The organism is Paradevosia shaoguanensis (assembly GCF_016801025.1).
Taxonomy (GTDB): Bacteria; Pseudomonadota; Alphaproteobacteria; order Rhizobiales; family Devosiaceae; genus Paradevosia; species Paradevosia shaoguanensis.
The window spans coordinates 3,906,245-3,931,965 of record NZ_CP068983.1 but is presented as its reverse complement, the minus strand read 5'-3'; the positions used below and the strand labels follow the sequence as shown (position 1 = coordinate 3,931,965).

Sequence of the window (25,721 nt, the reverse complement as noted above, 5' to 3'; positions counted from 1 at the left end):
CGGATCAATGCCGCCGCCGCCGAAACGCGAGAAATGCGAAAGGGATTAGAGGTCGGCGGCCACTTTGACCGAAACCATCTTGTCCGGATCCTTCACGGGCTCGCCGCGCTTGATCTGGTCGACATTTTCCATGCCTTCGATGACCTTGCCCCAGACCGTGTACTGGCGGTCGAGGAAGCGCGCGTCATCAAAGCAGATGAAGAACTGCGAATTGGCGCTGTTCGGATTCTGCGAGCGGGCCATCGAAGCCGTGCCGCGCACATGCGGCTCGGCGTTGAATTCCTGCTTGAGGTCCGGGTACTTCGAGCCGCCCATGCCGGTGCCGGTCGGATCGCCCGTCTGCGCCATGAAGCCGTCGATCACGCGATGGAACACCACCCCGTCATAGAAGCCTTCACGAGCGAGCTTCTTGATGTGCTCGACGTGGTTGGGAGCCAGGTCCGGTCGCATCTGGATGACGACGTTGCCCTTGGTGGTCTCGATGACCAGCGTGTTTTCGGGATCGGCGTATTCGGCCATGGGGGTACTCCTGGGAAGAAACGGATTACTTGTATTCGATCTTGGCGGAAATGATCTTGTCCGGGTCGGTCACGGTGCCGTTGTCCGACTGCGCGCCCTTCTTGATATTGTCCACGAGCTCCATGCCCGCAACCACCTTGCCGAACACGGTATACTGACCGTTGAGGTGCGGCGCCTCGCCGAACATGATGAAGAACTGCGAATTGGCGCTGTTCGGGTCCTGCGTACGCGCAGCGCCCACGGTGCCGCGGACGAACGGCTCGCTCGAGAATTCGGCCTGCAGGTCCGGCAGGTCCGAACCGCCCATGCCGGTGCCGGTCGGGTCGCCCGTCTGGGCCATGAAGCCCTCGATCACGCGGTGGAACACGATGCCGTTGTAGAAGCCCTGGTTAGTGAGCGTCACAATGCGCTCGACGTGCTTGGGGGCGACGGCAGGCAGCAATTCGATATCGACGACGCCATCCTTGAGCTGCAGCATCAGGTGCGGCGTGCCGCTCTGCTGGGCCTGCGCCACCTGCGGCGCAACGAGAATACCGGCGACGGCCGCCACGACGGCGAAGGCGAACGTGGCGATCATGCGATCGAGGCGAGGAAAGGCAGCGGCAGCGTTCATTTGTTTTTCAGGGCCTTGAGAACGATTGCGGGTACGAAAGCGGCAATATCGCCGCCCAATTGCGCGATCTGACGCACAAGTGTGGCGGAGATGTGCCGGACATGGGGGCTGGAGGGCACGAAAACGGTCTGCAGGTCCGGCGCCATCTGCGCGTTCATGCCTACCATCTGCATCTCGTAATTATAGTCTGTCGTATCGCGCAGCCCGCGAATGACCAGCTTGGCGCCCGCCTCGCGCGCCGCCAGCACCATGACGCCGTCGAACTCGATCACGTCGATCTGCGTGTCGGTGCGCTTGCCGATCGGCTCGACCGTCTGCCGCAGCAGCTCCATGCGGTCTTCATGGGCAAAAAGCGGCGCCTTGGAATGGTGCGTGCCGACCGCGACCACGAGCCGATCCACCAGCTTGCAGGACCGCTCGATGACGTCGAGGTGGCCATTGGTGACCGGATCGAACGATCCCGGGTAAAAGCCGACAAGCCGCGACATTGACGTTCCCCCGCCTGATTTTCTTTGTTGGCGGGTTGTGTCACGCCTGATGCTGCAAGGCAAGCCAGACGGCTGCCCCGATCAGGATCACCCCGGCCGCCTTGTTGACATACTGCGCCAGCTTGCCGGTCAGCAGGTGCCGCGCCCGCGACGCGATGATGATATAGGCCGTATCCGTGATGAGCGCCGCCCCCATCTCGATCAGCCCGAGGATCACCACCTGCGGCCAGGCTGGATAATTCGGGTTCACGAATTGCGGCAGGAACGCCCCGAAGAAGAGAAATGCCTTCGGATTGCTCCACAGCACGAAAAAGCCCGAGACCACCTGCCGCCACGCCGTCGGCTCCGCCCGACTCTTGTCGAGCGTGATCGAGCTGCGCGAACTCAGATATCCCCACCCGATCCAGGCGAGATAGACCGCGCCGACCAGCTTGATCCAGAAGAACGAAGCCGTGACCGCCACCGTCACCGCCTCGAGCGCCACCGCGACCAGCACCACCATGCTGAGCCGCCCGATCTGCGCTCCCAGCTCGATGAGCATGCCCGCCTTGAACCCGCGCGCCAGCGCGGTGCTCACGATGGCCGAAACCGTAATGCCGGGAACGATGACGACGACGAACGCCGCGATGATGAAGGTGGTAAGGCTGGCTAGGTCGAACACGGGTTTTAGATCTGATGCTGCATCCAGAGATTAGGTTCGACATAGACGGCGCTGTCGCCCTCGACATCGACGTCCAGTGGCGCGAGCCCGCCCGCAAACGCATATTTCCCGCTCACCGGAAACCGCAATCCCGCCCAGTCCTGCCACTGTGCCAACGTGCCGGGAATGACCATCGAGCGTGGCGCCGCCTTGAGAATGCGCGCGCCAAGCCGCCAATGCTTGCGCACCCACGGATCGAACGGCGCGCCGTCCGGAGTCTGCCAGCTGCAATAGTCCTCGAACGAGTGGAGCGGATAATCCGCCTTCCGTGTCGGCCGGACCGGCGCCACGAGGGCCTCGAGCCCGTTCGCCCGCGCCGCCGCTTTCATCGCTTCCAGCATCCGGTCCGCCAGTGCCGAACCGCGATGGCTCGGCGCCACGACGATCGAAAGCGCCGACAGCGCATTGGCCCGTCGTTCGCCCTCGGCATCCGCCGTGCCGTCGCGCAACACCGCGTCCCACCCGTCATCGGGCAGCTCCTGCCCTTCCGGCCAGAAGAACGGCACCGAATTGCCATAAGCGATGACGACGCCCTCACCGGTCGCAATCGTCTGGTACCGCGCAAGATGCTCGCCATAGAGCAACGACCAGCACGCATTCGAAACGGTGTCGTGCTGCATGTAGACCGGATAAAGCGCGCCCGTCAGATCTTCCGCCGCCGCCAGCAGGTCCGGGCGGTCGGCCAGGCTCCATAATTCGATGGTCACAGGCTCAGGCTCGCTTCTGCAAGGCCAGCCACACGCCGCCCGCCATCAGGATCACGCCCGAGACGCGATTGAGCAGCCGCACGCGCGCCACGCTTAGCAATCCGCGCGCCCTGCCCGCGATGATGGCGTAGATCGAGTCAGTCGAACCGGCCACGAGCATGAAGAAGAAGCCCAGGATCATGATCTGCGGAAAAGTCGGGCTTTCCAGCCGCACGAACTGCGGAATGAACGCACCGAAGAAGATCAGCGCCTTGGGATTGGCCCAGATCACGAAGAACCCTTCCATGACGATCGCCATGAACGACTTCTCCTTGACCGCCTTGGCCGTACCCAGCTCGCCCTTGCTCCGCAGCATCTTGAAGCCGAGCCAGATGAGGTAGGCCGCGCCGATCAGCTTGATCCAGTCAAACGCCCACCCCATGAAGCTCACCAGCGCTTCCATGCCGCTGGCCACCACCAGGATCATGGTCACCAGCCCAAGCTGCGTCCCCAGCACGATCCCCAACCCCGCCAACGTCCCGCGCGCCAGCGCATTGGCAATAATCACCGTCACCGTCGGCCCCGGCACGATAGCCAGCACGAAGCACGCCCCGAGATAGGTCACGATAGTCGCCAGATCGAACATCTTGCTTCCCCCGAGGCGAACGCCCCGCGCCAGAAATAACACGCCGTTTTCGCCGAGAAAACGTGCTTATGACGCGACGCGAGCGATCTGATATGGATACGTTTCGGCTCGCTTCCGAGCCCCAACAGCCCCCGCGCAACCCGCTTTTCTCTAGCCCCGCCTTACCACCGCACTTCCCCGGGCGAATACCCGGGGCACGGATACCCCCCGCGAGCGGAGAGCTGAATAGGCCCCGATCAAGTCCGGAGAAGTGCTGTGGGGGTGGCTACGTCAGACGCAAAGCACCAATCGCGCTCGTATTCCAACAAGCCCTTCGCGACGCGAGCCACACTCAGCTTCACACCGCCGGATGCAACCGCCTCTAATCACGGCGCTGATAGCATCTGCGACCCAACTAACGCTCGGCACATCGGCCGCCGACTTGCTACCATCGCAATCCATGAACTCGACTTGTGGCCATCGAGCCGTAGCAAGAGACCGGCACCGCTATCGCTGTTCGCTACCCGGCCAGTCGTCTCCGCCCCCCGCCCCACCACCGAACTTCCCCGGCCGAAGAGCCGGGGCCTACGGATTTCCCTGCGCGAGTGGAGGTCGCCGCCGCCCCGTGGCCGGCGCGCTAAACGTAAAGCATCCACCGCGGGTAGCTCCCAAACAACCGTCCCCCTTACGGGCATCATTTGACGCCGCCCCGCTGGAGGCACACACCGCCGCCCCGATCGAGTCCCCGAATCCCCCAAGCGCCTCCTAGTTCAACCGAACATCCGTCACGCCCGCGAGCGACTTGATTCCCCCGGCAATCTCCGAGCTCAGCTTGAACCCGCCCGGGATCTTGATCTCGTATTCCCGCGCGCCGTCATCCCGCGTCACGATGAAGGTCACCGCGCCTTCGCCACCCGGCTTGAGTTGGGCGCGAATGGCCGGCAGGCATTTTTCCGTCGCCGGGAACACCGTCAATTGCCGTCCAAGCTTCTCGGTCGCTCCGTCGATCGACTCGGCCTTGGTCAGCCGCAGGCTGATGCCGTCCGGGCGCTCGTCCGCCTCGACCTCGATGATCAGCGACCGTCCGACCTCCAGCACCGAGCCATACATCGAAATCTGTTCCGAGAACGCGATGCACTCATAGCCGCCGCTCTGGTCGGTAAAGGTCATGATCGCCATCGGCGTGCCCTTGCGCGTCCGTCGGTCGTTGCGGCTCGCCAGGGTGCCGGCAATGCGCCCCGCCCCGGCCCCGTTCTTCACCGCCCGCTCGAAATCGGACCAGCGCTGCACGCGCAGCTTCTCGAAGAGATCGGTATAGGCGTCGAGCGGATGCGCCGAGAGGTGGAAGCCGATTGCCGAGAACTCGCGCTCCAGCCGCTCGGCCAACGTCCAAGGCTCGAACATTTCGGGCAGGATGATCGGTTCCGGCTTGTCCGAAGAGAACATGTCCACCGTCCCGTCATTGCGGTCCGAGGCCATGCGCTGCGCCGTACCGATCACCGAGTCGATCGCCGCGAACGCCTGTTCGCGCCGTGACACCAGCGAGTCGAATGCCCCCGCGCTCACCAGCGTTTCCATCGTCCGGCGGTTGAGCACCTTGGGGTCGATCCGCGAGGCGAAATCGGCGAGGTCCGTGAACCGGCCATTGCCCCGTACCTCCGCGATATGCTCGGCCACCTGCCGCCCGATGCCCTTCACCGCCGCCAGGCCGTAGTGAACCTTGCCGTCCTTCACCGAGAACAGCGCTTCGGACTGGTTGACGCAGGGCGGTACGATCGCGATCTGCCGCCGGATCGCTTCACGCCGGTAATCGGCCAGCTTCTCGGTCACGCCCATGTCGAGCGTCATCGAGGCCGCCAGGAACTCTTCCGGGTAATGCGTCTTGAGATAGGCCGTCTGGTACGACACCCAGGCATAGGCCGCCGCGTGGCTCTTGTTGAAGCCGTAGTTCGCGAACTTGGCCAGGAGGTCGAAGATCGTGTCCGACTGCGCTTCGGACACCCCGTTCTTCATCGCGCCGTCGCGGAAGCGGACGCGCTGGGAATCCATCTCCGCCTTGATCTTCTTGCCCATGGCGCGGCGGAGCATGTCGGCTTCACCCAGCGAATAGCCCGAGAGAAGCTGGGCGATCTGCATCACCTGCTCCTGGTAGACGATGATGCCATAGGTCTCGTCGAGCACCGTCTTGAGCGCGTCGTGCGGATATTCCACCGGCTCGCGGCCGTGCTTGCGGTCGCAGAAGCTCGGAATATTGTCCATCGGGCCCGGCCGATAGAGCGCGTTCATGGCGATGAGGTCTTCGATGCGGTCAGGCTTGAGGTCCGTGAGCGCGCGCCGCATGCCCGGACTTTCAAACTGGAAGATGCCCGCCGTATCGCCCTGCGAATAAAGCTTGTAGGTCGCCGGATCGTCGATCGGAATCTTGTCGATATCGAATTGCTCGTCCGCCGGCTTGCGCTTGTTGATCATCTTGACGGCGTAGTCGATCGTCGTGAGCGTCTTGAGGCCCAGGAAGTCGAACTTCACCAGCCCCGCCGGCTCCACCCATTTGAGGTTGTATTCGGTAACCGGCATGTCCGAGCGCGGGTCGCGGTAGAGCGGTACCAGTTCCTGCAGCGGCCGATCCCCGATCACGATGCCGGCGGCGTGGGTCGAGGCATGGCGGAAGAGCCCCTCGAGCGCCTGCCCGATTTCGAGCAATTGCGCCACCGTCTCGTCCTCGTCACGCATGGCGCGCAGCTGCGGCACTTCGGCCAGCGCGCGCTCCAGCGTCCACGGGTCGGCCGGGTTTGCCGGAACAAGCTTGCAGATGCGGTCCACCTGCCCATAAGGCATCTGCAGCACGCGGCCGACGTCGCGCAGTACCGCGCGCGCCTGGAGCGTACCGAAGGTGATGATCTGCGCCACCTGCTCTGCGCCGTATTTCTGCTGCACGTAGCGGATCACCTCTTCGCGGCGATCCTGGCAGAAGTCGATGTCGAAGTCGGGCATCGACACGCGTTCCGGATTGAGGAAGCGTTCGAAAAGCAGATTGTAGCGCAGGGGATCGAGGTCGGTGATCGTCGTCGCCCAGGCCACGAGTGACCCTGCACCCGAGCCACGCCCCGGCCCCACCGGAATTCCCCGGCCCTTTGCCCATTGGATGAAGTCGGCCACGATGAGGAAGTAGCCAGGGAATTTCATGCTCTGGATGATGCCGAGCTCGAATTCCAGTCGGTCGTGGTATTCCTGCTCGGTCCGCCCGGGCGCCAGACCCACGACCTCGAACCGCTTCTGCAGCCCGTCGCGCGCCATCTTGGCGAGCGCCGAAGCCTCGGCCGCCACGGCCTCGTCTTCGCTGACGCCCGGCGCCGCCGCGAATTTGGGCAGGATCGGGCCGCGCGTGCGCGGACGGAAACTCGTGCGCTGCGCGATCTCGATCGTGCTGTCGAGTGCCTCCGGCAGGTCGGAGAAAAGCTCCATCATCTCGGCGCGCGTCTTGAAATAGTGCTGGTCCGAGAGCTTGCGCCGCTCCGTCTGCGCCAGCACCGTGCCGCCGGCAATGGCCAGCAGCGCGTCATGCGCCTCGAAATCCTTCTTGGATCGGAAGAACGGCTCGTTGGTCGCCACCAGCGGCACGCCGCGCTTATAGGCGTAGTCGATCAGCTGCGGCTCGACGAGCGCCTCGCTGTGCCGGCCATGCCGCTGCAACTCGATATAGAGTCGATTGTCGAAGAGTTCGCGCAGCCGGTCGAGGCGCGCATGGGCGTGGGCTTCCAGCCCATTGGCGAAGAACGGATCGACCGAACCCTCCGGGCCACCCGAAAGGCAGATGATGCCGCGCACGTTGTCGCGGTCGAGCCAGCCGATCTTGGCGGCGGCCTTGCCGTTCTCGCCTTCGAGATAGGCGCGGCTGACGAGTCGGGAGAGATTGGAGAACCCCTCCGCGTTCGATGCCATCAGCACCACCCCGCCCTTGCCGAAATTGCCGCGCTCCGGGCCGCGGTCGTCCGCCGTCCAGAAATCGAGCGCGAGTTCGCACCCGACCAGCGGCTGGATGCCTTTTCCCGTGGCCTTTTCGGAAAGCTCGAGCGCCCCGAAGAGATTGTTGGTGTCGGCTATGCCGATAGCCGGCTGCTTGTCCTCCTTGGCCAGCTCCAGAATCTTGGCGAGCTGGATTGCACCCTCAAGAAGCGAGAAGGCCGAGTGGACGTGAAGATGGATAAAACCTGGACCGGACATGAGCGTGTTCTGACATCCCCGAGGCGCGGAGCCAACCGCGCCTCACGATCAATTCACACCCTCACACGAGTCGGGACAGCACATCCATCCACGTGAGCGCCGAGATGGTGAACGCGCCCAGGGCGAGAACGGCGAACAGGTCCTTGAAGAAACCGACAATCATTTCCAAGCCTCCGTGGTTGCTGTTTTGTTCTTATATGTTCTCTCTCCGTTCATGTCCAGGAACATCGATGTGCGCAAGGTTAAAGAGATAACGAAACGTTAACACCGCCAGCAGGCCGGGCTCGTATGCACGCTGTTCTGCATGTTCACAGGCACGTGGCAAGACACGCAGCCTGCCCGCCTCCGCTGGAGCTTGATGATTCCCTCGTCAGGTCCACCGGGGCTTAGCCGCTTACCCATGCCCCAACCGCCGCACTTCCCCGGACCTGATCCGGCGCCATTGCACCGCCCCCCACGAGCGGAGCCGCTCGCGGCCCCGGGCTTTCACCGGGGAAGTTCACTGATGATGATTGGATTGCGAACAGCCCCGCCCGCGCCCTAAAGCGTATGCGGAAGCACCAGCCCGTTCTTGAGCGTCACGATCCGGTCCGCCCGCCGCGCCAGATCGTAGTTATGCGTCGCGATGAGCGCCGCAGCGCCCTCGTCCCGGATCAGCTGCCGCAGCGCCTCGAACACCAGGTCGCTCGTCGCCGGATCGAGATTGCCCGTCGGCTCGTCCGCCAGAATCACCCGCGGATGGTTGGCCGCCGCGCGGGCGATCGCCACGCGCTGCTGCTCGCCGCCCGACAATTCCGCCGGCCGGTGCGTCGCGCGCGAATCCACCCCGAGAATGGCCAGCAATTCGTGGCTGCGCTTGTCCGCCTCCGCCTGGCCCTTGCCGGCGATGAGCTGCGGGATCGAAACGTTCTCAAGCGCCGTGAATTCGGGCAGCAGGTGGTGGAACTGATAGACATAGCCCACCGTCGTCCGCCGCAGCATCGTGCGGGCGCGGTCACCCAGATGGCTCGTCGGCACGCCCAGAATCTCGACTTCGCCCTGCTGCGGTCGCTCGAGCAGCCCCGAAATATGCAGCAGCGTCGATTTGCCGGCCCCCGACGGCGCCACGAGCGCCACCAGTTCCCCGCCCTTGACGGTCAGGTCGGCCGCTTCGAGCACGCGAACGATCGTTTCGCCCTCGCCGTAATGGCGATGGACGCCGCGCAGCACCAATTGCGTATCACTCATACCGCAAAGCCTCGACCGGATCGTATTGGGCGGCCCGCAATGCGGGATAAAGCGTGGCCAGGAAGCTCAGCAGCAGCGCCAGCCCCACCACCACCGTGATCTCCATCGGATCGACCTTGGATGGCAGCGAGGAGAGGAAGAACACCTCCGGCGGGAAGAGCCGCACGCCGATAAGCTCGGAAATGCCAGCGCGCAACGCCTCGGCATTGGATGCGATGACCAGTCCCAGCCCCAGCCCGATCAGCGTGCCGATAACCCCGATGGCCGTGCCGGTAATCGAGAATATCCGCATGATCGAGCCGCGCGTCGCGCCCATCGTGCGCAGCACCGCGATATCGGCGCCCTTGTCCTTCACCAGCATCACGAGGCTCGAGATGATGTTGAACGCAGCAACCAGCACGATCATCGAGAGAATGGTGAACATCACCACCCGCTCCACCTGCAGCGCCGAGAAGAACGTCTCGTTCCGCTGCTGCCAGTCGGTCAGGATCATCGGCCGGATACCCGGCGTCTGCTGCAGCCGGTCGCGCATCGTGTTGATGTCGTCAGGGTTGTCGATGAAGATTTCGACCGCGCTGGCGCGATATTGCCGCTCATAGGCCTTGTCGATTTCCTCGTCCGTCGCCATCGGATCGGGCGGCTCGACGCCCGGCTTCAGGACGTCCTCGTACATCTTGAAGTAGTCCTGGGCCAGATGCATCGGCATGTAGACATAGAAGCTGTCGAACTCGACCATGCCCACATTGAAGATCACGTTGACCGGGAACGAGCGGATCTGCGGCGTCGTGCCGAACGGCGTCGTCGCCCCGTTGGGATTGACTATCGTGATCGCCGCCCCGAGTCCAATGCCCAGTCGCTCCGCCAACCGATAGCCGATTGCCACGCCGTTAGACTGGTCCCACTGGTCCCAGCCGCCCTGGATGGCGCTCTTGGAGAGCAGCCCGAGCTTCTGGATATCCTCGAAATCCATGCCGCGCACGGTGGCGCCGGTCGATTGGTTCGTGTCGCTCGATACCAGGGCCTGGCCCTCGACATAGGCCACCGCGTGGCGCACGCCGGGCACGCCCTCGATGAGCTTGACCGTCGGCCGATAGTCCGTGAACTTTTCCTCGATCGGAAACGCCGAGAAATGCCCGTTAAGGCCCAGTATCTTGGTCAGCAGTTCCTCGCGGAACCCGTTCATCACCGACATGACGACGATCAGCGTGGCGACACCGATCGCCACGCCTGCCATCGTCAGGGCCGCGATCACCGAGATGAAGGCGTCCTTGCGGCGGGCGCGCAGGTAGCGCCCTGCGACCATCCATTCGAAACGCGAAAAGGCGTTCGTGGACTGTTCGGTGATCTGCGATGTGGGAGCGTTCAAACCTTGTCTCGCCTTTGCGGTTCGATGAGGCCGCGAAGCCTTTCGACCGCGGCGCCGATCGGCAGCGTTTCGCGTTCGCCCGACTTGCGGTGCTTGATCTCGACCTCACCGGATTTGAGTCCGCGCGGCCCGACGATCAGCTGATAGGGAATACCGATCAGGTCGGCCGTCGAGAACTTGGCCCCGGCGCCCTGCTCCGTGTCGTCGTAGAGCGCGTCGATGCCCGCATTCTGCAGCTCGCCATAGAGCCTCTCGCTCGCCGCATCGGAATCCGCATCGCCGGACTTGAGGTTGATCACCACCGCTTCGAACGGCGCGACGCTGACCGGCCAGACAATGCCGGCCTCGTCATGGCTCGCCTCGATGATGGCAGGCACGACTCGCGTGGGGCCGATGCCGTAAGAACCCATATGCACGGTGACTTCCTTGCCGTCGGGACCGGTGACGGTCGCCTTCATCGGCGCGGAATACTTCGTTCCGAAGTAGAAAATATGGCCGACTTCGATGCCGCGTGCAGAAAGCCGCTTGGCCTCGGGCACCTGGGCTTCGAAAGCCGCCATGTCGACCATTTCCTCGGTCGCCGCATAGAGCGAGGTCCAGTCGGCAACGATCGGCGACAGGTCGCCGCGATAATCGGTATCGATGGCCGGAATCGGCTTCTGCAGCAGGTCTGCATGGCAGAAGACGGCACTCTCGCCGGTATCGGCCAGGATGATGAATTCGTGGCTGAGATCGCCGCCGATCGGGCCGGTATCGGCGCGCATCGGAATGGCGGTGACGCCAAGGCGATGGAACGTACGCAGATAAGCCACGAACATGCGGTGATAGGCGCGCACGGCGCTCGCCTCGTCGAGGTCGAACGAATAGGCGTCCTTCATCAGGAATTCGCGCGAGCGCATCGTGCCGAAGCGCGGACGGATCTCGTCACGGAACTTCCACTGCACGTGGTAGAGATTGAGCGGCAGGTCCTTGTAGGACTTCACGAACGTCCGGAAGATGTCGGTGATCATCTCCTCGTTCGTCGGACCATAGAGCATGTCGCGCTCGTTGCGGTCCTTGATGCGCAGCATTTCCTTGCCATAGGCGTCGTAGCGCCCGCTCTCGCGCCACAGGTCCGCGGACTGGAGCGTGGGCATCAGCAATTCGACGGCGCCGGAGCGGTCCTGCTCCTGCTCGATGATGGCCTTGACCTTCATCAGCACGCGGTAGCCGATCGGCAGCCATGAATACATGCCCGAAGCCTGCTGACGGATAAGTCCGGCGCGCAACATGAGCCGGTGCGAAACGATTTCGGCTTCCTTGGGAACCTCGCGAAGCACGGGCAGGAAGTAACGGGAAAGACGCATAACTACTCCGGATTCACGGCGTCGATTCGAGGCTTTGGATGGTCCGTAGTCAAATCCTACAAATCATCGCGTTGCAAGCATACAAGCTATGCAGAATCTGCGTGACAGGGCTGTTTTGAGTTGTTAGGGTCCAGCCCCATAAAACAAAGGCGGCGAGAAACCGCCGGACGCCGACAACGTCAAGGGAGGAGCGTTGGCCGCCGCTACGTGCGCGCGTAAGACCGACGTATTGTCGCGAAACTTTTCAAAAGCAGGGCTCACGCCCTGCTTTTTTTATTGTCTACCAGCCGATTATGGCAGGAATTTTACGAGCCGGGCGAGGACGGCACCTTATGCCGCCCGCGTCCCTCTTCCCTGCGGAAGGCCGCCCCCAGCGCACCGCTCCGCCCGGCGGCTTTATCCCCGCGCTCATCTCGAGAGCTACAATGGAACCACGTCCTCACCACGGAGCAGAAAGACCGCCCAATCACCCCTCGCAAAGATGCTCAAACACCATCGAATTTGCAGCGAAACCCCATGCAAGATGGTCAAAGATGCCTCGAATTTGAGTCAAAATTTAACGATTTGCGGGCGCTTTCAGAATAAATAGCCAGAAATTCCAATCAGTTACCAAACGCACTGGTCGTAGAAACCACCCAAAAAGTCTCCGTGAAACATTTCGATGTTTCACGACACCCAAGGAGCTGCCCCCGCGATCACTATCAGGTCCTGCTCTATGGCCGCCGAGGCGAACTTATCCTCCTCATCCGAGGAACCTGAAAACCCCGCTCCGCCGCCCCGCTGCCTCGCCGAAATCGGCCACCTCATATTCAGCCACCAGTTCCAGCGTTCCAAGCGGCAGATGCGCTCGATAGGGATCGCCGACCAGCACCGTCACCCCCGCCGCCACGCATCGCGCCAGGAACGCCGAAACCCGAACTGCCAGCTCCGGCGCATAGAAGAGATCGCCCACCAACACGACATCCACTTCCGGCGCCGCCCCAGCCGTCAGGTCCTCGCCCGTGATGCTCAGCACCACGCCGTTAGCCTCGGCATTGAGCGCCAGCGCCGCCAGTCCGTTGGCATCCGTCTCCGCCGCCAGCACCGAAGCCGCCCCGCACTGCGCCGCAGCTATCCCCACGATCCCCGAGCCCGAGCCGAGATCGAGCACCCGCCGTCCGGCCGCCACCTCCGGATGCGCCTGGATGTGCCGCACCAGCACCGCTCCGCCGCCCCAGACATAGGCCCAGTATGGCGGCAACGGATCGCCGTCTTCGTCGACCGCAGAATCAAGACGCCTCAACCCGCTGCCGGGATGAGGCGTGTAAAGCTTGATGCCGGGGAAGGCAGGCACCGGCAGCAGGTCCAGATTGCTCCGGATGAATTCTGCTGCATCGGTCGGCGACGAAACCTCTTCGTCCGCCTCAGCCTGCATTACCCGTTCCAGTAATGCTGCAGCCAGGGATTGGACCAGCCCCAGAGGATCAGCACGGTCAGCACGGCCGAGATGACCGAATTGGCCACGAGCTTGGGCCAGAAGCGCAGCATGGCCGGCGCTCCCGGCTCGGTGCCCGGCACGATCTCGCCGACATCGACCTGGTTCCGCACGTTGAACGGCAGGACGATGAACAGGCAGATCCACCAGACGACGAAATAGACGGCGATCAAACTGCCGATCGGCATACTGCTCTCCTATACTCGGTGCACGAACACCGTGACATTGGGCTTGCGGCCCCAGAACGCGTTCACCTCGGACCGCACGGCCCGGTGGATGGCGCTGTTGAGCATATCCACGTCCGCCCGCCGCTTCGGCGGCACGGAGCGCAGGACGCCCTGGATGGTCTTGTTGACGACATCGCTCATGCTCTCGTCGTCATCCTCGACCTCCGGCAGTCCTTCTATCACTGCCTCGGGCCCGGAAACCACCTGGCCGCTGGCGTTGACCGCCAAGCTCACGACTATATGACCGCCGAATGAAAGTCGCCTGCGGCCTTTCACCCCACTTTCCTCGGGGGTGCAGAGCACCAGCCCGTCGAGATAGAGCTCGCCCGAGCGCACTTCGCCGGGATACGCCATCGCCTCGGGGAAGAGTTTCACCATGTCCCCGTTGCGGGCTTCGATGACATTGGCAATGCCATGGTCGCGCCCGAGCCGGGCATGGGCCTGCAGGTGCGCCGCCTCGCCATGCACCGGGACCAGCACCTGCGGCTTCACATAATCATAGAGCCGCTTGAGCTCCTCGCGACGCGGGTGGCCGGTCGTATGCACGAGCCCGTCCGATTGCGTGATCACGTCGATGCCGCGGTCGATCAGCCGGTTCTGGATGTCTATGACTTCGCGCTCATTGCCGGGAATGGCCCAGGACGAGAAGATCACCTGGTCGCCGGCATTGAGGTCGATCGCCGGATGCTCGCCGCGCGCGATGCGGGCGATGGCCGCCCGTGCTTCGCCCTGCGAGCCGGTGCAGAGCAGCACGACCTTGTCACGCGGCAGGCTCTTGTAGGCGTCCTGATCGAGGAACGGCGCAATGCCTTCCATCATGCCCAGCTCGCGGGCAATGCCGGTGATGCGGTGGAGCGCCCTGCCCGACAGCACGACCTGCCTGCCAGCCTTCTCCGCCGCACGCGCAATGGAAATCACGCGGCCGACGTTCGAGGCAAAGGTGGTGAGCGCGACGCGATATGGCGCGGCCGCAATGAGAGCGGCCAGCGTATCGCCGACCAGCGCTTCGCTCGGGCTCTCGCCGTCCTTCAACGCATTGGTGCTGTCGCAGACAAGCGCCAGCGGCGGCGCGCCCTCGTCGGCGCCGATCTTCTGGAGCCGCGCGATATCGGTCGGCGGGCTGCCCACGGGCGACGGATCGAGCTTCCAGTCGCCGGTATGCAGCACGCGGCCGACCGGCGTCGTGATCAGCAGCGCACAGCTTTCGGGAATCGAGTGCGCCACATTGATCGGCTCCACGGTGAAGGGCCCGACCGTAAAGGGCTTGCCCACCTGCATCGGCCGCACCTCGACTTCATCGACGATGGCGTCGGCGGCGCGCTTGGCGGCCAGCATTGCGGCGGTGAAGGCGGTGGCGTAGACCGGCTTCTCGAAACCCGGCCAAAGGTCGAGCACGGCGCCGTAATGATCTTCATGGCTATGGGTCAGGATAAGCGCCAGCACATCGTCGGCGTTCTCTTCCAGAAATTCCGGGTTGGCCATGATGAGTTCGATACCCGGCAGGTCCGGGCCACCGAAGCTCACGCCGCAATCGACCACGATCCACTTGCGGCGGTTGGCGGGGCCGAAACCATAGGCCCCCATATTCATGCCGATTTCGCCGACGCCCCCCAGGGGGACGAAGACAAGTTCATCGGTCAAAGGCTTCTTCATTTTCTATCCAATCCAAACTTGGACGGGGAGAATGCGGCTGTTCCGCTCCCCCGCCATCTACTTTCAATGTCAATTCCGTTACGGCGCGGCGCTTGCCGTCGTGCCGAAATGCACGTCACCGGCGGTTATCGTGATGCGCGTATCGTCATCCGCGCGCACGACAAGCCTGCCGGCGTCGTCAATGGTCTCGAAGATTCCGCGAACGATGTCGCCGTGGCGGTTTACCGCCACCGGCGCGCCGATTCCGGCCGCGAATTCGCGCCACAGGCGCAGGACTTCTGCAATGCCCCTGCCCTGGTCCCAGAGCGTATAAGTATCGACCCAGGCCTGCGTCAGCGCCTCGAACACGGCCTGCGCATCCACATCGGCGCCCAGGTCGCGAAGGCTCGTTGCGGGATAAGGGGTTCCCTCGGGCGCCGCAACGACGTTGACGCCGCACCCCATCACGATCGCGGTACGACCATCGGGAAGCGGCTGCGCCTCGAGCAGTATGCCGGAGAGCTTGGCGCCATCGGCGAGCACGTCGTTAGGCCATTTGAGCGCGATGCGGGCCCGCTTGCCGTCCTCGTCGCCATCGGCCCCATCGAGCCCGGTCTTGAACTTCCCCTTGGGGAGCACCGTCGCGAGCGCCCGGTTGAGTGCCACGCCGGCCACGAAGCCCAGCGTCGCTATCAAATTGGGGTCGGCATCGGGCACGATCAAGAGGCTGGCCGCCAGGTTTCCATGCGGCGAGGACCACGGACGCCCGCGCCGGCCGCGGCCGGCGGTCTGCTGCAAAGCGGCGAACCAGATGGGGCCGCCATCGCCCGATTGAGCAGCCTTCATCGCCTCGGTATTGGTGGAGCCTACAGTGTCAAAACCCCGCAGGCGGTAACCTGCGAGGCTGGCTCTTGCACCGAGACTGAACGGCCGGGACACCTTAGAACAGGCTTCCCGACGCCACGTGCGCCCACGACGCCAACGGCGAACCCAGGGTGAGATAGTAGGTGACGATGAAGAAGCCCGTCACCGCCATCACGGCAGTCAACTCATTGGGAACGCTGTCGAACTGGCGGACCGGTTCGTCGAAATACATGGTCTTGATCACGCGCAGGTAATAGAAGGCGCTGATCGCCGAGGCAAGCACGCCGATCACGGCCAGCACGAAGAGCTTGGCCTCGATCGCCGCCAGGAACACGTGCCACTTGGCGAAGAACCCCGCCAGCGGCGGCAGTCCGATGAGCGAGAACATCAGGATCGCCATGATGGCCGCGACGAACGGCCGCTTCTGGGCCAGCCCGGCGTAATCGGAAATGTCCTCCACCGACTGCCCGTCGGCGCGGATCGACAGGATCGCGGCGAAGAGGCAGACGGTCATGATGACATAGATCGCCATGTAGATGGCGACGCCTTCCACGCCCACCTGTGTACCCGACGACAGGCCGACCAGCGCGAAGCCGACATGGCCGATCGAGGAATAGGCGATAAGGCGCTTCATGTTGCGCTGGCCGATAGCCGCGAATGCCGCCAGCACCATCGAGGCGATGGAGAGGAAGATCACGATCTGCTGCCAGTCATGAGAGATCGGCGCGAAGCTTTCGATCACCAGACGAATGAGCAGCGCCATGGCCGCGACCTTGGGCGCCGAGGCAAAGAACGCGGTCACCGGCGTAGGCGCGCCTTCATAGACGTCGGGCGTCCACATGTGGAACGGCACGGCCGAAATCTTGAAGGCGAGGCCCGCCAGCAGGAACGTCACGCCGAAGATCACGCCGATATTGCGCCCGCCCCCGGCGATTTCCGCCGTGATGAGGTCGAGCTGGGTGTGGCCGGTAAAGCCGTAGATCAACGAGGCGCCATAGAGCAGCATGCCCGAGGAGAGCGCGCCGAGGACGAAATACTTGAGGCCGGCCTCGGTCGCCTTCTCGCTGTCGCGTTTGATGGCGGCGACGACATAAAGCGCCAGGCTCTGCAGTTCGAGGCCGACATAGAGGCTCATCAGGTCGTTGGCCGAAACCATCATCATCATGCCGGCGGTAGCCAGCATGACGAGCACCGGATACTCGAACTTGTCGAGCCCGTTCTCGCGCTGCGTCGAGAACGAGAGGATGAGCGCGAAGGCCGACCCGCCCAGCACCAGCACCTTCATGAAGCGCGCGAAGCCATCGAGCACGAAGGTGCCCGAGAACATTATGCCGCCGGCGGGCTGCCAGATGACGAGGCCCATCGCGATCACCAGCACGAGGATGGCGAGCCAGGAGAGCGCCACCGTATTCGGCTTCCTGGAGAAGACGCCGATGAGCAGCAGCACCAGGGCGCCGACCACCACCAGGATTTCCGGGTAGGCCGGAGCGAGTGAGGCGAAGCTCGTGATATCGGAGTTCATCGAAAAGCCCCTAGTGCGCCACTACGGCGGGAACGGCCCCGACCGCGGCGGAATAGTTCGTGACAAGCAGATCGACCGCGCTACGCGTCGCATCCAGGATCGGCGCCGGATAGATGCCGTAGAAGATGGTGAGGACGGCGAGCGGAATGAGGATCGCCGCTTCCTTCCAGTCCAGATCCATGATGCCCATCAGCGATTCCTTGGTGAGCGCACCAAAGATAATCCGGCGATAGAGATAGAGCGCATAGGCCGCCGAGAGGATGACGCCGGTGGCGGCCAGGGTCGTAACCCAGGTATTGACCTGGAACGTACCGAACATGGTGAGGAATTCACCGATGAACCCGGATGTACCCGGCAGGCCGACATTGGCCATGGTGAAGATCATGAACACCAGCGCGTAGCGCGGCATGCGCTCGACGAGCCCGCCATAGGCGGAAATCTCGCGGGTATGCATGCGGTCATAGATGACGCCCACGCCAAAGAAGAGCGCGCCCGAGACGATGCCGTGCGAGATCATCTGGAAGAGCGCGCCCTGCACGCCATAGACGTTGCCGGCGAAGATACCCATCGTCACGAAGCCCATATGCGCGACGGACGAATAAGCGATCAGCTTCTTCATGTCGGTCTGCACGAGCGCCACGAGCGAAGTTAGGATGATGGCCGCGATCGAGAGCACGAAGACGAAGTTCGCGAATTGGGCCGAAGCATCGGGGAACATCGGCAGCGAGAAGCGCAGGAAGCCGTAGCCGCCAAGCTTGAGCAGGATCGCGGCCAGGATCACCGAGCCGGCCGTCGGCGCCTCTACGTGCGCTTCGGGCAACCACCGGTGGAATGGCCACATCGGCATCTTGACCGCGAACGACGCGAAGAAGGCGATCCACAGCCAGACCTGCACGCCCTTGTCGAACTTGAAGGTCAGCAGCTTGGAGATGTCGAGCGTGCCGGCCTGCCAGTAGATGGCCATGATGGCCAGCAGCATCAGCACCGAGCCGACGAACGTATAGAAGAAGAACTTGTAAGCCGCCTGGATGCGACGAGCCCCGCCCCAGATGCCGATGATCAGGAACATCGGGAGCAGCGTGCCTTCGAAGAAGACATAGAACATGGCGCCGTCGAGCGTGGCGAAGACGCCGAGCATCAGCGTTTCGAGCACGAGGAAGACGATCAGGTATTCGCGGACGCGCGAATGCACCGAGTTCCAGCTCGCCAGGATGCACATCGGCATCAACAGGCCCGTCAGCGGGATGAACAGCACCGAGATGCCATCCACGCCCATGCGATAGCCGATGCTGTCGCCGATCCAGGGGACGTTGATGACCATCTGGAAGCCGGAATTGCTCGGATCGAACCGCGCCCAGACCATCAAGGTCAGGACGAAGGTCACGAGCGTGGTGATGAGCGCCACCCAACGTTGAACGTTGGCAGCCGCCTCGTCGCGCCCCGGAAAGAAGAGCAGCAGCAGCGTCCCGACCAGCGGCAGGAAAGTGACGATGGTCAGGATGGAGTTGTCGAACGTCATCCGAGGAGCCCCCCACTCGCGATGGCCCAGGTCAGCAGCGCGGCGACCCCGATGAGCATTGCGAAGGCATAGTGATAGAGATAGCCGGACTGCAGCTTGACGACGCGCGCCGTCACGTCCTTGACCCGGTTGCCAAGGCCCTCGACGATGGTCTTGTCGACCAGCCAGTCATCGAAGCCGCGCCAGAGTGCATTGCCGAGCCAGAAGGCGGGGCGCACGAAGATGGCGTTGTAGAGTTCGTCGAAATACCACTTGTTCAAGAGAAACTGGTAGAGGCCCGGATTGGCCTTGGCCAGGTTCTTCGGAATGGCGGTATCGCGGATATACATCTGCCAGGCAGCGAGGAAGCCGATGACCATGGCCACGGTCGCCGACCACTTGACCCAGAGCGGACTTTCATGGGCCGCCTCGAGCGCATGCTCGTTGACCGCGATCGAGCCCTGGAAGAAGTGGGTGATGTGTTCGACGTGCCCGAAGAACATGTCGTAGAACACCACGCCCGCCAGCACCGCACCCGCCGCCAGGATATAGAGCGGGATCAGCATCACGTTGGGGCTCTCATGCGCATTGTCATAGGCGCTGCCATGACCATGCCCGTGATCGTCCGCATGGGCATCCGGCTCGGCATCGTGAGCAGCCGGCGCATCATGGCGCGGCTTGCCGTGAAAGGTGAGATGGATGAGGCGCCACGAATAGAAGCTCGTGAACATCGCCGCCACCACCAGCAGCCAGAAGGCCAGCGTGCCGACCGAACCACCGACGCCATAGGCGGCTTCGATGATCGAGTCCTTGGAGAAGAAGCCGGCAAAGCCGAGCGGCGTACCCGGAATGCCGACGCCCGTGAGCGCCAGCGTGCCGATGATCATCATCCAGTAGGTGATGGGGATCTTCTTGGCGAGGCCGCCCATGTTCCGCATATCCTGCTCATGGTGCATCGCATGGATGACCGAGCCGGCGCCCAGGAACAGCAGGGCCTTGAAGAAGGCGTGCGTGAAGAGGTGGAACATGCCCGCCGAGTAAGCCCCTGCCCCAAGCGCCACGAACATGTAGCCGAGCTGCGAACAGGTCGAGTAGGCGATGACGCGCTTGATGTCGTTCTGCACCAGACCCACCGTCGCCGCGAAGAAGGCGGTGATGGCGCCGATGACGAGCACCACGGTCATGGCGACCGAGGAGAGCTCGAAGAGCGGCGAGAGGCGCGCAACCATGAACACGCCGGCCGTCACCATCGTGGCGGCATGGATGAGCGCGGACACCGGCGTCGGGCCTTCCATGGCGTCCGGCAACCAGGTGTGGAGCATGAACTGCGCCGACTTGCCCATGGCGCCGACGAACAGCAGCAGGCAGACCACGGTCATGGCGTGGAAGTCCCACGACAGGAAGTGGAACTGCGCATCCTTGACGCTGTCGAGCGAGTGGAAAACCGTATCGAAATCGAGCGAGCCGATGACCGCGAAGGCGGCGAAGATACCGAGCAGGAAGCCGAAATCGCCGACGCGGTTGACGACGAACGCCTTCATGGCGGCGGCATTGGCCGAGGGGCGCGTGTACCAGAAGCCGATGAGCAGGTACGAGGCCACGCCCACGCCTTCCCAGCCGAAGAACATCTGCGCGAAGTTGTCGGCCGTCACCAGCATGAGCATGGCGAAGGTGAAGAACGAAAGATAGGCGAAGAAGCGCGAGCGATGCGGATCGTCGGCCATGTAGCCGATGGAATAGACGTGGACGAGGCTCGAAACCGTGGTCACGACCACGAGCATGATCGCCGTCAGCGTGTCGACGCGCAGCACCCAGCGCAGATCGAGCGCGCCGGACTGGATCCAGCGCAGAACTTCGACCTTGGTCGCCGCCGCATGACCGGCTTCCGCTTCCGCACCGCCACCGAAGGCGTAGGGAATGAAGACCGCCCACGACAGCAAGGCCGCGATGATGAGCAGGCCCGTGGTGATGTACTCGGACGTCCTGTGTCCGATCACCCGGCCGAGAAGACCCGCGATCAGCGCGCCGATCAGCGGTAGAAAGACGATGGCCTGGATCATCGCAAGGTCAGCCCTTCATCACATTGATATCGTCGACCGCGATGGAGCCGCGGTTACGGAAGAAGATCACCAGGATCGCCAGGCCGATCGCCGCCTCGGCCGCAGCCACGGTGAGGATCAGCAGCGCGAAGACCTGGCCCGCCAGATCGCCCAGATGGGACGAGAAGGCGACGAAGTTGATGTTGACCGCCAGAAGGATCAGTTCGATCGACATCAGGATGATGATGACGTTCTTGCGGTTGAGAAAAATCCCGAAGACACCCAGCGTGAACAGGATGGCTCCGACGGTCAGGAAGTGACCGAGCCCGATTGCAGCAGCCATTTTCTAGCCCTCTAAAGTCCCTGTCCTGATTTGACGCTGACGACCTTGATGGAGTCCTTGCCGCGCGCGACCTGCTTGGCGATGTCCTGCCGCTTGGCGCTGGTGCGGTGGCGCAGGGTCAGCACGATGGCGCCGATCATGGCGACCAGCAGCACGGCACCCGCCGCCTGGAAGAGGAAGACGTAACGCGTGTAGATCACCTGGCCGAGCGCGCGGGTATTGTCGATCGTGGCATCGATCGGCACGACCGCCTGCCCCATCACATCCGGAGAGATGAAGAAGGTGCCGGCGAGCAGCAGCAGCTCGAGCAGGAAGATGATGCCGACGACGGCGGCAATCGGTGCGTATTGCAGGATGCCCTGCCGCATCTCGGCGAAATCGACGTCGAGCATCATCACGACGAAGAGGAACAGCACCGCCACGGCGCCCACATAGACCACCACCAGGATCAGCGCCAGGAACTCGGCGCCGGCCAGCATGAAGATGCCTGCCGCATTGACGAAGGTGAGGATGAGGAACAGCACCGAGTGAACGGGGTTGCGCGAGAAGATCACCATCGCAGCGCTTGCGACCGCGATGATCGAGAACACGTAGAAGAAGAAAAGCGGCAGGGTCATATTATGGTCCTGTCCTTACCTGTAGGGCGCGTCGAGCGAGAGATTGCGCGCGATTTCGCGCTCCCACCGGTCGCCGTTGGCAAGGAGCTTTTCCTTGCTGAAATAGAGCTCTTCGCGGGTTTCGGTCGCGAACTCGAAGTTCGGGCCTTCCACGATCGCATCCACCGGGCAGGCTTCCTGGCAGAAGCCGCAATAGATGCACTTCACCATGTCGATGTCGTAGCGCACCGTGCGGCGGGTGCCGTCGTTCTGGCGCGGGCCGGCTTCGATGGTGATGGCCTGGGCCGGGCAGATCGCTTCGCACAGTTTGCAGGCGATGCAGCGCTCTTCCCCGTTGGGGTAGCGGCGCAGCGCGTGCTCACCGCGGAAACGCGGGCTCACGTGCCCCTTCTCGAAGGGATAGTTGATGGTGGGCTTCGGGCTGAAGAAGTAGCGCATCGACAAGGCGAAAGCCGATACGAACTCCTTGAGCAGCAGCGAATTCAGGAACTGGCGCATATCAGGCCACTCCTCCATGCCAGCCCCAGCCGGTGAGCTGGAGAACGAAGGCGACGATAACGACGGCCGCCAGGGAAATGGGCAGGAACACCTTCCAGCCGAGCCGCATGAGTTGGTCATAGCGGTAGCGGGGCACGAAGGCCTTCACCATCGCGAACATGAAGAACACGAGGCAGAGCTTGATGACGAACCAGACGACGCCCGGGATCCAGGTGAACGGCGGCAGCTCGATGGGCGAAGACCAGCCTCCGAGGAAAAGGATCGTGGTCATGGCGCACATCAGGATGATCGAGACATACTCGCCCAGCATGAACATCACGTAGGGCGTGGACGAATACTCGACCATGAAGCCGGCCACGAGCTCGGACTCGCCTTCCGGCAGGTCGAACGGCGGGCGGTTCGTCTCGGCGAGGGCCGAGATGAAGAAGATAATGAACATCGGGAAGAGCGGCAGCCAGAACCAGTTTAGGAAGCTGAGCCACGGCACGCCGAGCATATGGGCCAGGCCCATTTCGCGCTGCGCGATCACGATGTCGCTGAGGTTGAGCGAGCCCACGCAGAGCAGCACGGTCACGATCACGAAGCCGATCGAGACTTCGTAGGAAACCATCTGCGCCGCCGAGCGGAGCGCGCCCAGGAAGGCGTATTTCGAGTTCGACGCCCAGCCGCCCATGATGACGCCGTAAACGCCGAGCGAGGAGATCGCCAGGATATAGAGGATGCCGACATTGATATCGGCCATCACCCAGCCCTGGTCGAGCGGGATCACCGCCCACGCCGAAAGCGCCAGCAGCACCGTGACGAACGGCGCCAGGAGGAACGGCACCTTGTCGGCGCCGGCCGGAACCATCGGCTCCTTGAAGACGAACTTCAGGAGGTCGGCAAAGCTCTGCAGCAGGCCGAAGGCGCCCACGACGTTGGGGCCGCGACGGATCTGCACGGCAGCCCAGACCTTGCGGTCGGCCAGCAGGATGAAGGCGGTGAAGACCAGCAGCGCCACGAGCAGCAGCAGCGCCTTGTAGACGAAGCCGACCGTGTCACCCCATCCGAGGATCGGGATGCCGAGCAGGTAGTTCAGCGCTGAAACAACGAAGTCCATCTTGCTTCCTTATTCCGCCGCCTGCTTGAGACCGGCAGCCATCTGGGCGCATTCGCCCATCACGGCCGAAGCCCGCGCAATCGGGTTGGTGAGGTAGAACTCGCTGACCGGCGAGGCGAACTTGGCCGACTTGGTCTTGATGCCGGCCTTGGCCAGTCTCCTGACGTCGTCCACGCTGCCGGCGCGGATCTGGTCGATCCGGGCAAGGTGCGGGAATTCGGCATAGATCGCAGCGCGCAGTTGCTGGAGCGAGTTGAACGGCAGCGGCTTGCCGATGACGGCCGAGAGCGCGCGGATGATGGCCCAGTCTTCCTTGGCCTCGCCCGGCGGGAACACCGCCCGGTTGGTCATCTGCACGCGGCCTTCCGTATTGACGTAGGTGCCGCTCCTTTCGGTATAGGTCGCCGCCGGCAGGATCACGTCGGCGCGGTGGGCGCCGGCATCGCCATGCGTGCCGATATAGACGACGAACGCTTTGCCCATGGCCGACATGTCGTATTCATCGGCGCCGAGCAGGAACAGCACGTCGAGCTCGCCCTTGCCGGCCAGGCCGATCTGGTCGGCCGAGCAGACGCCACCGTCATGCGGCACGAAGCCGATGTCGATGCCGCCGACGCGCGAGGCGGCGTTGTGGAGCAGCGCGAAGCCATTCCAGCCTTCGGCCAAGGCCTCGCCAGAGGTCGCGAGCTTGGAGGCCAGCGCGATCACGTCGCGGCCCGGCTGCTTGCCCAGCGTTGCGTGCGAAACCGCGCCCTCGCCCACGATGATGAGCGGCTTGGTCGCCTTCTTGAGCACTTCGGCAAAAGCACCCTTCCCGGCAGCGAGATCGGCAAGGGTTTCAAAGCCTTCGCCCAGATACTCGTAGGGATAGGTCAGGTCGGCCTGCTCGCCGATAACGGCGATCGGGCTACCCTTGGTCCGCCAGTTCTTGCGGATGCGGGCATTGAGCACCGCAGCCTCGCGGCGCGGGTTCGAGCCGATGATGAGAATGGCGTCGGCTTCTTCGATGCCCGCAATGGTCGGATTGAAGATATAGGCCGAACGCGGCATCGAGGGATCGATGCCCGACATAGCCGGACGTACATCGGTCATGCCCGAGCCGAGCGAAGCCAGCAGCGCCTTGAGCGCGTACATCTCTTCGACGGCGGCAAGGTCACCGGCGATGGCGCCAACACGGCTGCCAGCCTTCTTGACCTGCGCGGCGACGGCGGCGAACGCCTCTTCCCACGACGCGGCCTTGAGTTTGCCGCCCTTGCGGACATAGGGACGATCCAGACGCTGGGACTTGAGGCCATCCCAGACGAACCGGGTCTTATCCGAAATCCACTCCTCGTTGATCGCCTCGTTGATGCGCGGCAGGAAGCGCATGACTTCGCGGCCACGGCTGTCGACGCGGATGTTGGAGCCAACGGCATCCATCACGTCGATGGATTCCGTCTTGGTCAGCTCCCACGGACGGCCGTGGAAGGCATAGGGCTTGGAGGTCAGCGCGCCGACCGGGCACAGGTCGATGATATTGCCCTGCAGCTCGCTGGTGAGCGCGCGCTCGAGATAGCTGGTGATCTCGGCGTCTTCACCGCGACCGACGAGGCCCATCTCGGAAATACCGGCGACTTCCGTGGTGAAACGGACGCAGCGCGTGCAGTGAATGCAGCGGTTCATCGAGGTCTTGACCAGGGGGCCAAGATACTTGTCCTCGACGGCGCGCTTGTTCTCGAAGAAGCGGCTCTTGTCCACGCCATAGGCCATGGCCTGGTCCTGGAGGTCGCACTCCCCGCCCTGGTCGCAGATCGGGCAATCGAGCGGGTGGTTGATGAGCAGGAACTCCATCACCCCTTCGCGCGCCTTCTTGACCATCGGCGTATTGGTGAACATTTCGGGCGGCTCGCCGTTCGGGCCCGGGCGCAGGTCCTTGACCGACATGGCGCACGAAGCCTGCGGCTTCGGCGGCCCGCCCTTCACTTCAACCAGACACATGCGGCAATTGCCGGCCACCGAGAGGCGTTCGTGGTAACAGAAGCGCGGGATTTCGGCACCGGCGGCCTCTGCGGCCTGCATCAGCGTGAAATAGTCCGGAACTTCTACGAGTTGGCCGTCGACTTTAATGCTTGCCATGA

22 protein-coding genes are annotated in these 25,721 nt (G+C 63.3%); all 22 read right to left on the bottom strand.

Translation table 11 applies throughout. From position 1 onward, the window contains the following. Window positions 1–45 precede the first annotated feature (45 nt). The 22 genes from JNE37_RS19135 to nuoG all read right to left on the bottom strand — a co-directional run bounded on the left by JNE37_RS19135 (window position 46) and on the right by nuoG (window position 25,719). A complete protein-coding gene (locus tag JNE37_RS19135) occupies window positions 46–519 on the bottom strand; it encodes a peptidylprolyl isomerase (RefSeq protein ID WP_035038863.1) in 474 nt (157 codons plus the stop codon). A 25-nt stretch (window positions 520–544) separates the two neighbouring features. After that, window positions 545–1,132: a peptidylprolyl isomerase gene (locus tag JNE37_RS19130; protein ID WP_246513368.1), complete on the bottom strand. Its 588-nt coding sequence runs from the start codon at window positions 1,130–1,132 to the stop codon at window positions 545–547. Continuing rightward, window positions 1,129–1,620 (bottom strand): pantetheine-phosphate adenylyltransferase, encoded by a 492-nt coding sequence (coaD, locus tag JNE37_RS19125; RefSeq protein WP_035038866.1) that lies wholly within the window; start codon window positions 1,618–1,620, stop codon window positions 1,129–1,131. The genes JNE37_RS19130 and coaD overlap by 4 nt, the downstream gene beginning before the upstream one ends. Before the next feature lie 40 nt (window positions 1,621–1,660). Continuing rightward, window positions 1,661–2,281, bottom strand: a complete 621-nt coding sequence (locus JNE37_RS19120) for a LysE family translocator (protein ID WP_035038869.1) — start codon at window positions 2,279–2,281, stop codon at window positions 1,661–1,663. A 5-nt stretch (window positions 2,282–2,286) separates the two neighbouring features. Beyond that, complete coding sequence (locus JNE37_RS19115) at window positions 2,287–3,027, bottom strand: GNAT family N-acetyltransferase (RefSeq protein WP_246513366.1); 741 nt, start codon at window positions 3,025–3,027, stop codon at window positions 2,287–2,289. Window positions 3,028–3,031: 4 nt separating this feature from the next. Then, on the bottom strand, window positions 3,032–3,652 hold the full coding sequence (locus JNE37_RS19110; RefSeq protein ID WP_035038874.1) for a LysE family translocator: 621 nt from the start codon (window positions 3,650–3,652) through the stop codon (window positions 3,032–3,034). A 744-nt stretch (window positions 3,653–4,396) separates the two neighbouring features. Beyond that, window positions 4,397–7,852, bottom strand: coding sequence for a DNA polymerase III subunit alpha (gene dnaE, locus JNE37_RS19105; protein ID WP_203064347.1), 3,456 nt, complete (start codon window positions 7,850–7,852; stop codon window positions 4,397–4,399). Between the two features lie 540 nt (window positions 7,853–8,392). Beyond that, window positions 8,393–9,079, bottom strand: a complete 687-nt coding sequence (locus JNE37_RS19100) for an ABC transporter ATP-binding protein (RefSeq protein ID WP_035038880.1) — start codon at window positions 9,077–9,079, stop codon at window positions 8,393–8,395. After that, entirely contained in the window at window positions 9,072–10,424 is a 1,353-nt protein-coding gene (locus tag JNE37_RS19095) for an ABC transporter permease (RefSeq protein ID WP_035039173.1), read from the bottom strand. Before JNE37_RS19095 ends, JNE37_RS19100 begins: the two co-directional genes overlap by 8 nt. 17 nt (window positions 10,425–10,441) lie before the next feature. Further along, the gene (gene proS / locus JNE37_RS19090) at window positions 10,442–11,791 is read right to left on the bottom strand and encodes a proline--tRNA ligase (protein WP_203064346.1); all 1,350 of its coding nucleotides are present in this window, start codon (window positions 11,789–11,791) and stop codon (window positions 10,442–10,444) included. Window positions 11,792–12,533: 742 nt separating this feature from the next. Continuing rightward, the gene (locus JNE37_RS19085; RefSeq protein ID WP_203064345.1) at window positions 12,534–13,205 is read right to left on the bottom strand and encodes a class I SAM-dependent methyltransferase; all 672 of its coding nucleotides are present in this window, start codon (window positions 13,203–13,205) and stop codon (window positions 12,534–12,536) included. Beyond that, window positions 13,205–13,453 carry a DUF1467 family protein gene (locus JNE37_RS19080; RefSeq protein ID WP_035093908.1) on the bottom strand — a complete coding sequence of 83 codons (249 nt, stop codon included), beginning with the start codon at window positions 13,451–13,453 and terminating at the stop codon, window positions 13,205–13,207. The genes JNE37_RS19085 and JNE37_RS19080 overlap by 1 nt, the downstream gene beginning before the upstream one ends. 9 nt (window positions 13,454–13,462) lie before the next feature. After that, window positions 13,463–15,145 carry a ribonuclease J gene (locus JNE37_RS19075; protein WP_203064343.1) on the bottom strand — a complete coding sequence of 561 codons (1,683 nt, stop codon included), beginning with the start codon at window positions 15,143–15,145 and terminating at the stop codon, window positions 13,463–13,465. A gap of 78 nt (window positions 15,146–15,223) precedes the next feature. After that, entirely contained in the window at window positions 15,224–15,970 is a 747-nt protein-coding gene (locus tag JNE37_RS19070) for a biotin--[acetyl-CoA-carboxylase] ligase (RefSeq protein ID WP_203064341.1), read from the bottom strand. A 94-nt stretch (window positions 15,971–16,064) separates the two neighbouring features. After that, window positions 16,065–17,510: an NADH-quinone oxidoreductase subunit NuoN gene (gene nuoN, locus JNE37_RS19065; protein WP_203064339.1), complete on the bottom strand. Its 1,446-nt coding sequence runs from the start codon at window positions 17,508–17,510 to the stop codon at window positions 16,065–16,067. A gap of 10 nt (window positions 17,511–17,520) precedes the next feature. Further along, window positions 17,521–19,029, bottom strand: coding sequence for an NADH-quinone oxidoreductase subunit M (locus tag JNE37_RS19060; protein ID WP_203064338.1), 1,509 nt, complete (start codon window positions 19,027–19,029; stop codon window positions 17,521–17,523). After that, window positions 19,026–21,068, bottom strand: a complete 2,043-nt coding sequence (nuoL, locus tag JNE37_RS19055) for an NADH-quinone oxidoreductase subunit L (RefSeq protein WP_203064336.1) — start codon at window positions 21,066–21,068, stop codon at window positions 19,026–19,028. Before nuoL ends, JNE37_RS19060 begins: the two co-directional genes overlap by 4 nt. A 7-nt stretch (window positions 21,069–21,075) precedes the next feature. Then, on the bottom strand, window positions 21,076–21,390 hold the full coding sequence (nuoK, locus tag JNE37_RS19050) for an NADH-quinone oxidoreductase subunit NuoK (protein ID WP_035038896.1): 315 nt from the start codon (window positions 21,388–21,390) through the stop codon (window positions 21,076–21,078). 11 nt (window positions 21,391–21,401) lie between these two features. Then, a complete protein-coding gene (locus JNE37_RS19045) occupies window positions 21,402–22,007 on the bottom strand; it encodes an NADH-quinone oxidoreductase subunit J (RefSeq protein ID WP_203064334.1) in 606 nt (201 codons plus the stop codon). 15 nt (window positions 22,008–22,022) lie between these two features. Next, window positions 22,023–22,505 (bottom strand): NADH-quinone oxidoreductase subunit NuoI, encoded by a 483-nt coding sequence (gene nuoI, locus JNE37_RS19040; RefSeq protein ID WP_035038901.1) that lies wholly within the window; start codon window positions 22,503–22,505, stop codon window positions 22,023–22,025. A 1-nt stretch (window position 22,506) separates the two neighbouring features. Then, the gene (nuoH, locus tag JNE37_RS19035) at window positions 22,507–23,604 is read right to left on the bottom strand and encodes an NADH-quinone oxidoreductase subunit NuoH (RefSeq protein WP_203064332.1); all 1,098 of its coding nucleotides are present in this window, start codon (window positions 23,602–23,604) and stop codon (window positions 22,507–22,509) included. Window positions 23,605–23,613: 9 nt separating this feature from the next. Next, a complete protein-coding gene (gene nuoG / locus JNE37_RS19030; RefSeq protein ID WP_203064330.1) occupies window positions 23,614–25,719 on the bottom strand; it encodes an NADH-quinone oxidoreductase subunit NuoG in 2,106 nt (701 codons plus the stop codon). Window positions 25,720–25,721 lie beyond the last annotated feature (2 nt).